15 protein-coding genes are annotated in these 13938 nt (G+C 48.9%); 8 read left to right on the top strand and 7 right to left on the bottom strand.

Translation table 11 applies throughout. The features are described from left to right. Positions 1-9 precede the first annotated feature (9 nt). Positions 10-1179 (bottom strand): MFS transporter, encoded by a 1170-nt coding sequence (locus QHH00_04890; GenBank protein ID MDH7508718.1) that lies wholly within the window; start codon positions 1177-1179, stop codon positions 10-12. Between the two features lie 368 nt (positions 1180-1547). On the opposite strand from QHH00_04890, the gene QHH00_04895 reads away from it, so the two are divergent. Further along, positions 1548-2066 carry an RDD family protein gene (locus tag QHH00_04895; GenBank protein ID MDH7508719.1) on the top strand — a complete coding sequence of 173 codons (519 nt, stop codon included), beginning with the start codon at positions 1548-1550 and terminating at the stop codon, positions 2064-2066. Between the two features lie 639 nt (positions 2067-2705). Here the strand turns inward: QHH00_04895 and QHH00_04900 are convergent. The 3 genes from QHH00_04900 to QHH00_04910 form a co-directional block, all read right to left on the bottom strand. Further along, on the bottom strand, positions 2706-3218 hold the full coding sequence (locus tag QHH00_04900; GenBank protein ID MDH7508720.1) for a type IV pilin N-terminal domain-containing protein: 513 nt from the start codon (positions 3216-3218) through the stop codon (positions 2706-2708). A 427-nt stretch (positions 3219-3645) separates the two neighbouring features. Then, positions 3646-4212, bottom strand: a complete 567-nt coding sequence (locus QHH00_04905; GenBank protein ID MDH7508721.1) for a hypothetical protein — start codon at positions 4210-4212, stop codon at positions 3646-3648. Next, on the bottom strand, positions 4209-4925 hold the full coding sequence (locus QHH00_04910; protein MDH7508722.1) for an ATPase domain-containing protein: 717 nt from the start codon (positions 4923-4925) through the stop codon (positions 4209-4211). Before QHH00_04910 ends, QHH00_04905 begins: the two co-directional genes overlap by 4 nt. 123 nt (positions 4926-5048) lie before the next feature. Here QHH00_04910 and QHH00_04915 point away from each other — a divergent pair, with 123 nt between their 5' ends. Both QHH00_04915 and QHH00_04920 read left to right on the top strand, forming a co-directional pair. Then, a complete protein-coding gene (locus QHH00_04915; GenBank protein ID MDH7508723.1) occupies positions 5049-6344 on the top strand; it encodes an orotidine 5'-phosphate decarboxylase in 1296 nt (431 codons plus the stop codon). Further along, entirely contained in the window at positions 6326-7018 is a 693-nt protein-coding gene (locus QHH00_04920; protein ID MDH7508724.1) for a PHP domain-containing protein, read from the top strand. The genes QHH00_04915 and QHH00_04920 overlap by 19 nt, the downstream gene beginning before the upstream one ends. Before the next feature lie 213 nt (positions 7019-7231). Here the strand turns inward: QHH00_04920 and QHH00_04925 are convergent, their stop codons facing one another. Then, positions 7232-8143, bottom strand: coding sequence for a zinc metalloprotease HtpX (locus tag QHH00_04925; GenBank protein ID MDH7508725.1), 912 nt, complete (start codon positions 8141-8143; stop codon positions 7232-7234). Between the two features lie 150 nt (positions 8144-8293). After that, entirely contained in the window at positions 8294-8923 is a 630-nt protein-coding gene (locus QHH00_04930) for a hypothetical protein (protein MDH7508726.1), read from the bottom strand. 199 nt (positions 8924-9122) lie between these two features. Here QHH00_04930 and priS point away from each other — a divergent pair, with 199 nt between their 5' ends. Both priS and QHH00_04940 read left to right on the top strand, forming a co-directional pair. Then, on the top strand, positions 9123-10364 hold the full coding sequence (gene priS, locus QHH00_04935) for a DNA primase catalytic subunit PriS (protein ID MDH7508727.1): 1242 nt from the start codon (positions 9123-9125) through the stop codon (positions 10362-10364). A gap of 182 nt (positions 10365-10546) precedes the next feature. Then, positions 10547-11389 carry a hypothetical protein gene (locus tag QHH00_04940; GenBank protein ID MDH7508728.1) on the top strand — a complete coding sequence of 281 codons (843 nt, stop codon included), beginning with the start codon at positions 10547-10549 and terminating at the stop codon, positions 11387-11389. Here QHH00_04940 and QHH00_04945 read toward each other — a convergent pair. Next, on the bottom strand, positions 11380-12219 hold the full coding sequence (locus QHH00_04945) for a radical SAM protein (GenBank protein MDH7508729.1): 840 nt from the start codon (positions 12217-12219) through the stop codon (positions 11380-11382). The genes QHH00_04940 and QHH00_04945 overlap by 10 nt on opposite strands. A gap of 76 nt (positions 12220-12295) precedes the next feature. On the opposite strand from QHH00_04945, the gene rpl18a reads away from it, so the two are divergent. From rpl18a to ftsY, 3 genes are read left to right on the top strand one after another with little or no spacing between them, the layout of a single operon-like run. Continuing rightward, positions 12296-12529: a 50S ribosomal protein L18Ae gene (gene rpl18a / locus QHH00_04950; GenBank protein ID MDH7508730.1), complete on the top strand. Its 234-nt coding sequence runs from the start codon at positions 12296-12298 to the stop codon at positions 12527-12529. Next, entirely contained in the window at positions 12526-12948 is a 423-nt protein-coding gene (gene pfdA / locus QHH00_04955) for a prefoldin subunit alpha (protein ID MDH7508731.1), read from the top strand. The genes rpl18a and pfdA overlap by 4 nt, the downstream gene beginning before the upstream one ends. Before the next feature lie 5 nt (positions 12949-12953). After that, a complete protein-coding gene (gene ftsY, locus QHH00_04960; GenBank protein ID MDH7508732.1) occupies positions 12954-13910 on the top strand; it encodes a signal recognition particle-docking protein FtsY in 957 nt (318 codons plus the stop codon). The last annotated feature ends 28 nt before the right edge of the window (positions 13911-13938 follow it).

Raw genomic sequence — 13938 nt, forward strand, 5'->3', positions numbered from 1 at the left:
TTCACTGGATTAAGTTTTGCGAAGTGGCGTCTTTCTCATGAGGTAAAGAAGCGGAATGGAAACGATCTGAGCAATGACCGCGAAGAGGACAAGCCAGGAAATCGAAATCTCGTATAGGAGGCCCATGACCGTGCCGCCGATGAGCCAAGATGCACCATATGCAGTGTTAAAGATTCCGTAAGCGACGCCCCTCCGCTGCACAGGGGACATGTCAGCGATTGCCGCCCTCATAATCGTCTCGTGAATCCCCATGACCGCGCCCCAGAGGACGACACCGAGTAAAATGAGGGGATAAGAAGTGGCGAACGCGAGGACAGGAATTGGGATTGTGAGTAATGGGATAAGCGTTAGCGAACGCATACCAGCTCTGTCATAAAACTTTCCGATAATGAGGGCTACGAGACCATCGACGCCCATCGCCAGCGCGTAGAATAATGGTAGCTCCGCGTCCGAAACGATCGAGGAAGTCTTCAGATGATATGAGATGAGCTGAAAATTCGCGAATCCCGCAACCGCAAGTATGATGAACGCAGTGTAGATCCAGAAGATCCGCGGGAGTCTTTTTTCACCGTTCGATTTTTCAACGTCCTCGCTTTCGAGTTTTGCTGGAGAAGGTACCTTCCTTTTCGCGAGGAAAAGAATCGCGATCATGAAAACGACGGGGATGAGCATTAAGGCGAAGCCGTTCTCGTAACCGCCGTTAAAGAGGAAAACGAGGGTAAAGAGCAGCGGCCCGATGATCGCTCCCATTTGATCCAACGCTTCGTGGATTGCGAAGCCCCAGCCCCGCCCGACCTGCTTGGTCGCGTGCGAGAGAATCGCGTCCCTCGAGGGCGATCTAATCGCCTTTCCCATTCTCTCCGAGATTAAAAGAATCGCAGCGATTTCCCAACGACCGGCGAAAGCGAGCATCGGGATTGAAATGAGGAGGCCGTAACCGATGAATGTCATCATCCAGTAGCGTTCGGTCTTGTCCGCTAGGTAACCTGATACGAGTCTCAGCGCGTACCCGATAAATTCCCCGAAGCCCGAGACGAAGCCGACCACCGCCGCGCTTGCACCGAGAAGCGCGAGATAGGGGCCTGTAACGCTCCTTGCGCCTTCGTAAACAACATCGCCGAGGAGGCTCACGAATCCAAGGAGCACAATGATCTGCATCGCAAATGTGCGTTTTTTCACCTCCCCTCCATTTTCGCCAGAAGGCATGCGAGCACGAGCCTCTCTCTTCTGAGAACGACGAGAGAAATGTCAATCGAGGCGTTAAATTTAATTGACGATCTTGGTTTACAATAAAATGCCACGATGATGATAAACCCAGCGCAGAAATGTGAAGAGAGACGGGCGAGCTGAGTGGCATCCAGGTTTTTATTGATGATGTCGATTCACTCTTTGAAAAATTGATTTGATCCCTTTGCGCATGGTATTTGTGCTAAGTCAAATCCCCGCATTTCGCTTCCTTTGCAAAGCAAATCCGCCCACACAGAACTTTTTGATCCAGGCAAAAATATATAACGACATTCGGACAATATGCATTACCGGTGGATGGGATGCCAACGGGATATGATATTTTAGAGCACAGCAGTGCTTTGAGGTGGCACTGGTTGAGGAGGATTGCTGCGGCGATTATCGATGCGTTCATCATCTTCATTCCGATCAGAGTCCTTTTATTTTTCATCAATTCTCCGTATCAGGACATCATCGCTGGTGTTGCGGCAGGAGTCGCGTGGTTTTTATATAGCTCTATTCTCGAAGGAATCTATGGAAAAACGATCGGGAAGAGCCTGCTTAACTTAAAAGTCATTTGTGTGAGAGAAAATGAGCATTTATCGATGCATAAAACCTTTATTAGAAGCGTGCCGAAGATCTTCTGGTATATTTTTCTGCCACTTGATGTTCTGGTCGGGCTTGCCATTGATGGGGATCCGAGGCAGCGATGGAGTGACACGATTGCTGGGACTTCGGTCATCATGTACACACCGGAATTAAAGCGTGTCGCGAAGATTGCGAGGCGATCGAGAAAAAGAGAAGTTGAGAATTCGACGATGAGCCCGCAGGAAGTTCATTGACGCTAGATCATCATGAATGATGGTATGAAATCGTTTATCCCGAAGAGAGTACACTACTCAGAATTCCCTTAGTAAATCTAAATGGTATAATCGCTAATTGCTCGAAAGTTAGCGACGTTGCATAGTAATCTTCTCTATCGGACATTTTTTTTCTTTGCGGAGTTCAAATTAATAATTTCTATAGCAATTAAGTGAGATTACAAAAATGAACAACGCACATTAAGTAAATATATCTATCTATATATTTATTAATTTAAAAAAAATGATAAGAGGTTCAGAATTAAATACGTTTATGTAATCTTAATTCAAATCATGGTTCTTATTTAGAATTATACTTTTGCACATTTCAATTGACCAAATGATAGCGCATCTGGATTTATAGGAGAAAGACCGTGAGAAAACAAATTATCAGCAAGATTATAGTTCTCCTAATTTCAGGTGAGAGTAAATTAGGGATTGCTTCGCTGTCGGTGGTAATCCCCTAACAAACACCACAATAAAACGTGAGAGCACTCTCCTTAAGAAAGAGATTGACTTGCTGAAAATTGCCACATGATACAATTTTTGGATTCAGAAGTGAAAATCTATTGAATTTCATTCCAGAAAATTTTAAATATAAATAAAAAAAGGTTTTTGTTCCTATTGCCATGTGAACGATATGTCATCAATCACAGCACCGGTTGCGATGTACACCATTGATACTTTGAACTCGTAAGGCGCCGACCCTCCTTGAGAAGAGAATGTAATTGTCAGATAGTCTCCGCTACTTATTTTGCCATCGCCTGCTAAATCAGCGTATGATATCCCCGATATCCAGTCTATATTCTGACTGGCAGGTGGTGTCAGACTAGTCCCGCTTGTAGGGAATGTCCATGTATCACTTTGGCCAGCAGTTACATTTTCTACCACGATTTTTATTTCGGTCCATGTAGTTTCTGGTGTAATTACACCAAACCTCACCTTTTCGGTTGTTGACACTTTTTCTACGGAAGAAAATGAGCCGGTTGGTGTCTGGGTTGTCGGCCCTCCGAACCCCATGACCATGACGTACAGCACCGACGCCAAGACGACGGTGATGGCGACCATGAGGATGGTGGCGATGACCGGGGAAACCGCTTCAGAATCCCTTCTTATCTTCCATATCTTCTTCATTATTCTGTCCTCCTAATATAGGCTACGCCTACGCTGGAAGTAATTTATGTGTCTATGATTATAAAGCTTTCTATTTAGATATCAAGTCAGATTCTGACAATACGACAAAGACCGAATTTATTTCATAAAAAATTCGATTATTGACGAATAGAAAGAGGATTATCAAGTTGAATGATTTTTAACTCGAAAAAGAATCTGAAGAGAATGGGAGCAAATCGGATTAAAAATTAATGAATAAATAAAGTTGTGAAAAATTGTTGAGTCGTTAAAGGAGAAGAATCCTGATCATTTCGTGTAAGAAATTACAACTCCAGAAATTACAACTCGCGCTGAAGCATTCCCCGATCCGATGATTTTCACAAATGTTTCAACTGATCCTTTTTTTTCAGAACTGAAGGTTTTGATTTACGAAGAATTATGATATGTATCACGAAAGACTGATGACCTGATCGCTCACGAGCGCCAGCATCTCTTTGACCTCAGGCTTCGTCTGACTTGAAATTGAAATAACTGCCGCGTAATCCCCCCTTGATCGCACAGCGTTGAGGAGGATTTGGAAGAACTCGAAAAGGATCCGCATGTCGTTGTATACGGCGAACGCATTCGCCGAGTCAACGACGACGAGCAGGTTCCCTCCCCCTTTTCTTAAGAAATACTTGACTTTAAGAACGATGTTCTCGAGCATCGTCGGGCTCTCAACATAGGAAATATTGTCGGACGATGGTGCACTCCCGAAGATCGCCTTCGAAACGCAGTCGACGAAGTGGACGTTTGAGAGATCAATGCCGAGTACTTCGAGCGCTTTGATGAGTGTTGAAGAAGGAATTGAAGAGGTAACATAGACACATTTCATTTTCTTCGCGCTCACGAACGACTCGAGCACCTCGCTGATGAAATCAAAATACTTTTCTACATCGACTTCAAAAGCGAGTGCCGAGCTGGGACCTGCCTCCTCGAGCTTCGCCGCTGCCTTTCCCTGTAGTGCGTGATTCATACCGCGCCTCCCCTGAGGAGCGGCGATGCGAGCATGCCGCACGTCGTGAAATCAACGACATACTTCGATCGGGAGTGGTCGGTACCTTTCATCTTGATGACTTGCATGATCCTCAACAGATCCCCTCGCCTTTCATAATTACTCAGCAAAATAATTCCGTCGGCGATGGCTCCCTCCCTTCCATCCATTCCTTCTAAGACGACCATCGCGGTGCATTCCTTTTCATACAAAAGAGAGCTGAGCTTTCTCAGCACTTTTCCTCTGATAAGAGGATCGTCATTGAAAAGGCTGCTGAAGGAATCGATGACCATGCGTTTGATATTGCTTTTCTCAACTATCTCCCCAATGGATTCGAGAAGCCTCAGTCCCTTCTCATACATATCGATCTCGAGTGCCCCTCCAACGACCTTCTCAAGGTCCTCCAGCTGCACGATTTGAATCCTCCCATCGACGATCATCTTCTCCTCGAAGAAGTCAAACCGTAGGATGTTCGAAAGCATCTTCTCTGGCGGCTCAGCGGTCAGCACAAGAAGACCTTTCTCACCGACCAAAGCCCCGCGGACGAGAAATTCAAACGCCAACGTTGTCTTTCCAGTCCCATAGCTGCCAGCAACCACAACCATGTTCCCGACAGGTATCCCGCCGTTAAGGATTTTGTCGAGATCCTCGATGCCCGTCACGCACCTTCTGCTGTCCTGCCGGATTCCCTGCATTTGCTGGACACTATCACATTGCCTTTTTATATGGTTTTCCTAAAAATACAATTCTCGAGAGAGGATCGCATCTATTTCTCATTCAAAAGAATTTATTAGAAGAGAGGCTCTTCATCGAGGTCGATGAAACCCGTTTTGCAGGTCGCCCTTGACCTGATGCACCTCAAGAGAGCGATTGAAATTGGGAAAGAAGCGGTCGAAGGTGGAGCGGACTGGATCGAGGCGGGGACGCCTTTGATCAAAAGCGAGGGTGCCGAGTGCCTGAGAGCACTCAAGCGTGAATTTCCTGGTCGCGTGCTCGTCGCGGACATGAAGACGATGGACGTCGGGGGATTCGAGGTTGAAATAGCGGCAAAGGCAGGCGCTGATGTCGTGACAGTCATGGGACTCTCTGACGACGGGACGATTTCCGAGGCGGTCCTCACTGGTCGCAAGTATGGGACGAAGATCATGGTCGACCTCATGAATGTCGAGGACAAAGTGAAAAGGGCGAAGGAGGTGGAGTCACTCGGCGCCTCTTTCGTATGCCTCCACGTCGGCATCGACGAACAGATGCGCGGCGGAAAGTCGCCCCTCGAGATGGTCCGGGCGGTGTCGGAGGCAACGAACATTCCAGTTGCCGTCGCTGGCGGGATCACTTCCGAGACAGCCGCCTCATTCCTGAAAGCCGGCGCTTCGATCATCATCGTCGGCGGGGGGATTATCAAGGCGGAGGACGTGAGGGCGGCCGCGAAAAGAATTAAGGAGGCGATCGAGAAGGGCGAGTCGATCGCCTCTGACCTCTCAAGAAAATACACGGCCGAGGAACTCTTCGAAGCGTTTTCACGCGTCTCGACGCCGAATATCGCCGACGCAGCGCACAAGAGGGGGGTCATGAAGGGCATTGTCCCGAGAATAAGACACGGCACCAAGATGGTCGGTCGGGCGCTGACCGTCCAGACATCGAAGGGGGACTGGGCTAAGCCCGTGGAGGCGATCGACCGCGCGCAAAAGGGCGATGTCATCGTCGTCGATGCTGGCGGAAGCGACATCGCGGTCTGGGGGGAGCTCGCCTCCTGGAGCTGTAAAGTCAAGGGGATTGCTGGTATTGTCGTCGACGGTGCCGTCAGGGATATCGACACGATTATCGAGATCGGTTTTCCCTGTTTCTCGAGGTATGTGACACCGGAAGCCGGCGAGGCAAAAGGATTTGGGGGGATCGGACTCGAGATTGTCTGCGGTGGACAGGTCGTCCGCACAGGCGACTGGATAATTGGGGACGAAAGTGGCGTCATCGTCGTACCACAGGAACACGCGGTCGAGATCGCGAATCGCGCTATCGATGTACTAGAAAGGGAGAATAGAATCAGAGAGGAGATCAAAAGGGGGAGAACACTTTCAAGCGTGCAGGAGTTGGAGAAGTGGGAAAAGGTACAGTGATCAATCTACACGCACACACCACTTTTTCCGATGGGTCCTTTGACATCGAGACGATTGTCAGGGAGGCAGCGAGGAACGGATTAACACATATCGCAATCACCGATCATTTCGAAACGGCCAAAGTCCGCTCGCTCAGCAGGCGTGATTTCAAGCGCTATCTCGCGACGATTGAAAGTGTCAAGGAAAAATACGAAGGGACAATCACTGTCCTAGCTGGAGTGGAGATTGACGCGAATCCGGACCGGTGCGATCTCAATAAAATACCAGTAGAGATGCTCAATTCCCTCGATCTCGTTCTGTTCGAGCACGTCAACGATATTTTCAACGGTGGTGCAGACATTGAAACAATCGGAAACTTTGCTTCAAAACTCTCCGTCCCCTGTGGACTCGCGCATCCTGATTTCGAAGTGGCGTTCTCTGACATCCAGCCAACTGATCTCGCTGAGACGCTTTCTAAATATAACCTTTTCATCGAAATCAACACGGCGAAGCCGTACAGAAGGAACGGGATGGCGTTTTATGAAAGGGCGGAAGACCTCATCGCGAAGCTCAAAGGAAAAGTCGGATTTTCGATCGGGACTGATGTCCATAGGACGCTTTCAGAAGTTTACAATGTCACGCCTGCCTACAACTTCGCGAGAAAGATTGGCATAGAAGAGGACCTTCTCTTCTGAATTGAGTTTGGAACAAGTCGGAGACTTCGATTCCTCACTAAAGCGATTGCGTCGAAGGCAATCTTACGAAATCTCATAGAATATCGAAAAACGTCAGCCAGATTGTTTCGAACCAGATACAAAACCCAATTGACCTCGCTCTAATTTCCGACCATGATGGGAAGGGAAAATATGGATATGGAAAGACAAAAAAAGTTTAAAAAAATGTAAAGGTCAGAACTGCCCCATCTTGCTCGCCATCTGCTTGAGGCGCTTGATCCTCTCGGCGATCGGCGGGTGCGTGGAGAAGAGGTGAACGAACCCGCTTGAACCAAATGGATTGACGATCCATATTGATGAGGAGGCGGGGTTTCCGAACCTGATGGGGTTGCGCTTGTTCGCTGCTTCAAGCTTCTCAAGCGCCCTTGCCAGGCTCATCGGTCTCCCGATGATCATCGCGCCCTCCTGATCAGCCAAATATTCCCTACTCCTCGAGATTGCCAGTTGAATGAGCAATGCGGCAATCGGCGCGGTGATCGCGACGATAAGTGCGATAAATGCCGTCGATGAGTCCCTGCGGCCCCCGCCACCGAAGAGGACGCTGTACCAGAAGGATCTCGCAGCAAAGGAGATCGCCCCAGCGAGCGTCGCAGCGATGCTCATGACAAGAATATCCCTGTCCTTTATGTGCGCAAACTCATGGGCGATGACGCCTTCAAGCTCTTCATCGTTGAGCGTCTTGAGGATGCCCTCAGTTGCCGCCACGACCGCGTTTTTTGGATTGCGCCCCGTTGCAAACGCATTCGGCGTTTCGCTCGGGACAATCGCGACCTGCGGCATCGGCATATTTGCTTTGAAAGCGACGAGCTTGACGATCTTGTGAAGCCTCGGCGCTTCCTTTTCACTCACAATCTTCGCACGATACGACCAGAGCACAATCTTTGAAGAATAGAAGTATGCGATGAGATTGAAAACTGCCGCAATCGCGAGGAAGAAGACCGCTCCCACGATCCAGTTACCAATGAATAGGCTCCCAATAGCCCAGCCTATAAGGATAAAGAGGCCGAACATGAACGCAAATAGCAAGGCCGTGCGCGCAACTGCTCCCAACGCTCTCACCTTGATCGCATCAATCTTGAAACCCATATTTAGCTTTATTTATTTTCCAAATGGCGGTCTGGGATTTATGAATTCGGGCAAACTAGTTAGATCCTTTAGGTGAGGATTTGGGAGAAACAAACGCTGATGGAAAATATGACTCTCCCTGAAAAGTCCATAATACTTAGGTCACAAAGACTACGAGGCGATATAAACGACCCTGCGTCCCCTCTGCTCCGCTCTGATCTTGCCTTTTTCAACAAGTTCGTCGATCATCTGTGAGAGCACGTCCTCGTCAATGCCGATGATTTTCAACAGCTCCTGGAATGTCTGTCCACCCTCAACCCTCGCGCTCTCGACGATCATGTTCTTTGCCCGCTCAATCAGTTCCCTTTCCCGGATCTCTCTCAACTCCTTCTCTTTTTCCAGGGCGACGCGGTCAACCTCTGCCTTGAAAAGTTCCATCGCCCTCGCTTTGAACTTCTCGACATCATATTCGAGGAGATCAACGAGCTCATCAGCATTAATCCCGAGAACCTTCCAGAGATCCAACCGCTCCCTATAGTTCGCAGACCTCGGGGGCTGTGCTTCAGTCGGTCGCGCAATCGAGGGAATATATATAATTCCTGTATTCTTGAGCAAATGGTGTAATCTTTCGATTTTCTCAGTCAGTTGACCTTCTTCTTCCACCTCGGTTTCAAAAACTGGAGCCCCAGCAATTTTCTTGAATCCAGCCTCATTGAAGATACGTTCGATTTCCGCAGGCGACTTGCCCTCACTACTATATTCCACTTTGACAAAGGCCTTCATCCGTATCCAAAAAGGCATATCTTTCTGCGGTATTAAATATTGATCTTCTCGCTTTTATCTTTACATGGCACTGCGGTGACATTGGAGATTTGGTCCTCTACTGCTTGGACGGATTCCTAAAATGCATCCATTGGGCCGTGAGGAGGAACTTCGTTAAACAAAGCAATATCATCTGGCACCCGCCAGGGCAAACCATATTAGTAAAGGAGTGTCTAATGTGTGTAGCGATCCGATGGCCGATGGCACAAGGACGATTTCAAGGGAAACTGAATTCATCATCAATTGGTTTAGAAAACATTATGAGAGGTCGCCACCCCCTCCGCCTGAGCGTTTCGGAAGGCGCGAATTTGGCTTCATGTTCTTCGACAGGGACTTCGTCCAGCGGCACGTCGCTTTCACGAGGGTGAATGAACTGGCCTCCTTCCTTGTCTCACAGGTACCAGCGCATGTCTATTATTCTTCTGCGTATTATGAAGTTCCATCAGCCCCTACCATGGAGGAGAAGGGGTGGTTGGGCGCTGACCTCATCTTCGATCTCGACGCAGACCACATCAAAGGCGCGGAATCGATGAGCTATCCCGAAATGCTCTCCAATGTTAAAAAGGAGATCATACGTCTTCTTGATGAGTTTCTCATGGGTGACCTGGGGTTCGGATCGCGGGACATCAAGGTCGTTTTCTCAGGCGGAAGAGGATATCACGTCCATGTGAGCGATGACCGCGTGACATCACTCAGAAGCCACGAACGCAGGGAAATCGTAGATTTTATTACTGGCACGGGCCTCGACATCGACTGGCTTTTTCCGATGGGGCCCTTTGAAAAAAGGCAATTCAAGCATGTGACGAAAATCGGCATTTCGAGAAGGTTCCCCTCTGCGCGATCAGCTGCGTGGCGCCGTCGACTTCGCAAGGGTACTGAGATGCTGTTGGATGAGATCACTGGCCTGTCTATAGATGCGATCAAAGAGCGCTATCCCTCGCTGAAAGACGCATCAGACCATCTCATCGAGAAGATGCTTGACGATCTCTTCTCAAAGAGGGGAGAAATTAGGGGAAAGGAGAACCTCTTCGAGAAAAACACGCTTGAGATCTTCTCTTCGGACAAGGTGAGAGACCTTTTTCTCAAGTTTGTCTTTGAAGAGGTGAAGTCGAGAGTGGCTGGGCAAGTGGATGAGCCGGTGACGAGCGATATTAAGAGGTTGATTCGTTTGCCCTTTACCCTCCACGGGAAGACGGGGCTTCTCGTCGTCAAGATGAGCAGAGATGAACTCGACGAATTTGATCCTCTGAGGGATGCGGTGCCAGACACCTTTACCGATGATCCAGTCAAGCTCATCACTAATCGTAAGATCGATATAAAACTGAGGGGTGAGCGCTTCGCCCTTGAGGGCGAGGTCGAAGTCCCTCTTTTCGCGGCGATCTTCCTCCTCTGCAGGAAGGAAGCAAAGCTCGCCGTATGATTTTTGTGGCCAAGTTGATCTGGCAGCATGAATGATCCAGCCTTCGAGCAATTCAAATTCGATGTCGATTCTTGAGTTGTTGGGTCTCCTGAAAAATGGATTAGAGAAGTGAAGTTATCCAGATCGATAAACCACAACGAAAAATATATATTCATTCCAGGTCATGCTTCGTAACGAGCCTGATGGAGGGCGGAAAGGAGGCGCTTGAGGGCGGATGGCGATTGACGCGCATCCGTCGTATTAAATTCTATTTATACCTAATCCAAGTCATTTTCACGATTGCCACGGTCATCGTTCTCATCTTCTCTGAAAAGGCATTTTCGCTCAAGCCATTCTATCTGCCAATCAACTCTTTTATCTATTTTCTACTCCTCATGGGCGTCATCATCGGGGCTGAGAGCTTTTATTTCAGAGCGCTTGAGATAAGACTTGCACGTTCGATGAGCTCGAAGTCTTTTATGGCAAAGCGGTTCATCAGGAGGAGCATAATCATCATTGCCATTTGCGCCGCTGTCATCATCATTTTGAAAGTACCGTTCATCTACAACGCGTTCGAAGAGGCCATGAGTACAAGCGGAACGGTATCGAGCGTCGTCGAATTCAACAATAAAGATCACCTCGGCATCGTTTCAGTGAACCGGATCACGATCGAAAGTGATGGGAATGCAGCAAACGTTTACGTCGTCAGTTCGGACTATTACCCAGCAAACAATCCAACATACATGATCGACCCAGAGATGCTAAAACTGCACAGGATCAATTATCTTGATTACACCGTCAACGCGAGCGACCCGACGATCAGCTTCGACTTTCCTGACGCGAAATACGGCACATTCTATATCGTCGTCGAGCATTTAGATGATGACCTTTCACCACTCTCTTACACGCTGCACAAGAACATCTCACCGATTTTCCTAGACTATGTCCCTCTCTTTGCCCTCATCTTCATCATTGTCTACGCGACCGCGATCATATACTTTTCAGCTCTTAGAAGGAAATACGCTGGTGAGTCGATTTATCGGTAAAGGGCACAGCAGCATTTCTGCGTTTCAACTCTGTAACCCTCTTCTCTCAGGCTTGTGACTGTTCTCCTTGACGGTAGCGCGATACCAGTAACTCCGAGTTTGGCGCATTCGATTTCGAGCTCCCAGTTTCCCCTTGGCCTCATGCAACCGATGAGAACTGGGCAGTGGAGAGATTCAACAGCACGCCCCACAAAATTGAGGACACGGGAATCATCAGGCGGTCGCCGGTTGAATAGCGGAGTGCCTGGTGTCGGCCGGAAGATGATAACGACGAACGCGGATATCGGAAGTCCCGACAGGAGGTCGATCACCTCGCATTCTTTATCAGAGTCATCAGAAAGGCCGACACAGTAGTGCGGGACAACCTTTTTTACACCGTTATCAAAGAGCAATCTTATTGAGTTCAAATAGTCTGCTGGTGATGCTTCAATGTGAAAGATGTTCTTAATGACTCTCTCGTCCCCAACAACATCGACCGAAAAGCAATCTGGGGCGGCCTCCGCCAAAAGAGGGATTGTGTCAGATCTAATGAGACCTGTGTGGACATTGACCTTCAGCCCCATTCTTTTAATTTCTTTGATCGCTGGTGCGAATCGATCGAGTTCAACCATTCCCCTCGAGTTCGAGCCTCCGCTCAGCAGAATGCCTTCAGCTCCCTGCTTGATGACCGAAGATACAACGCATAACAGCTCTTCAGGCGATGTCGCAGGGATCATGTCACGGAGGTAGATTCCACGGCAGTGATCGCACATCAGAGTGCAGCGTGGCCCCGTGATCGAGATAGCTGGAAAATTTCTGCCCGGGTAAAATGCGGTGATCGTTTCACTCATGACTCCTTCCAATCTAAAACGCACTCTTCACCAAAATATTTATTCGATTGAGACACTTCCACGAAGCGGAGATGATATGAGAGCGTTCAGGGTGGAAGGCACGTTCAAGATCAATCCTCGAAAGAAACAGAAGTTTAGCATTGAGATCGCAGCGACCGACGAGAAGGACGCGATTCACAGGATACTCTCGAACCTCGGGAGCAGGCATAAGGTTCCTCGCAAGCAGATCCAGTTGAATGAGGTCAAGGAGATCAGCATTGAAGAGGCCACTGACCCAGTCGTTAGATATCTCGCAGGAGGGGCGCGATGAGCGAAAAAGAGTTGCAGGAGTCGCTCGCCCTTCTTGATCTTTACAGGGCGCAGATCGAGAGCCTCGCCGAGCAGCAACAGATTGTCCAGGCATCAATTGAAGAGCATATGAGGGCGAAGTCAACGCTCGCGAGCATCTCTGAATCCGAAGAAGGTACGGAGGTCCTCGTGCCAGTTGGTGGAAATTCATTCGTCTTTGCGAAGGTGGCTTCGAACAGGAAGGCGATCGTCGGGATCGGCAGCGGAGTTTCAGTCGAAAAACCCATGGATGAGGCGGTCAAAACGATCGAATCAAGGTTACAGGAACTTATCGACACCTTCAACAAACTCGGTGAGAGAAGATCGGCGCTCGAGGCACAGAGTTCCCAGCTGACGAGAAAAATCCAGGAAACCTATCAGAAAGTGCAGCAGAAGATTTAGGACTGGTGGCCAAGTTGTTCGAGTCGCTGAAGCAAAAACTCTTTGGATGGAAGAAGAAGGCGACCGAACTTCCAGAGTCGCCGGAGACGATTATCGGCGACAGCGGACGAAAGATTTCTGAAAATGTGCTGGACGAGATACTCTGGGATCTCGAGATTGATTTGCTCGAGTCAGACGTTGCCCTTCCAGTTGTGGAAGAGATCAAGAAGGGCGTTCGTGATAACTTGGTAGGTAAGAAGATAGAAAGGGGGTATGCCCCCGAGGACGCCATCGAGCTCGCACTCAAGAGTTCTATTGAGAAAGTCCTTAAGAGGAGTGAGTTCGACTTTGACCAATTCATAGCGACCCGGCAAAAACCTGTCGTCCTCATGTTCGTCGGCATTAATGGGACGGGCAAGACGACTGCCATCGCGAAAATCGCCCACCGCCTTCAAAAGAACGGGATGAGCTGCGTGCTCGCAGCTTCCGACACTTTCAGGGCGGGCGCGATCGAACAACTGGGTGTTCATGCGGAAAGGCTAAACTGCAAGATTGTCAAACACAAACCCGGGAGTGATCCAGCCGCCGTAGCCTTTGACGCGGTCGAGCATGCCAAAGCGAGGAAGAAAGACGTCGTCCTCATCGACACGGCTGGGAGAATGCAAACGAATGTGAACCTGATGGATGAAATGAAAAAGATCAAACGGGTTGTCAAACCAGATCTCGTGATTTTCGTTGGCGATGCCCTTGCAGGCAACGACGCAATTGAGCAGGCTGCGACGTTCGATAAAGAGGTTGGGATCGACGCCGTCATACTCACGAAGATTGATGCGGACGCGAAGGGGGGTGCTGCCCTCTCTATCGCACACGCAGTCAACAAACCGATCGCCTTCCTTTCGACGGGTCAGGGATACGATGACCTCATCAAGTTCGATAGCAAGTGGATGGTCGAAAGGCTGTTCGCAAAGGAGCCTGCCAGCTAAAAGTGTTATCTTTTAATAAAGGCGCAGA

The sequence above is a fragment of the Methanomassiliicoccales archaeon genome, assembly GCA_029907465.1.
Classification (GTDB): Archaea; Thermoplasmatota; Thermoplasmata; order Methanomassiliicoccales; family JACIVX01; genus JACIVX01.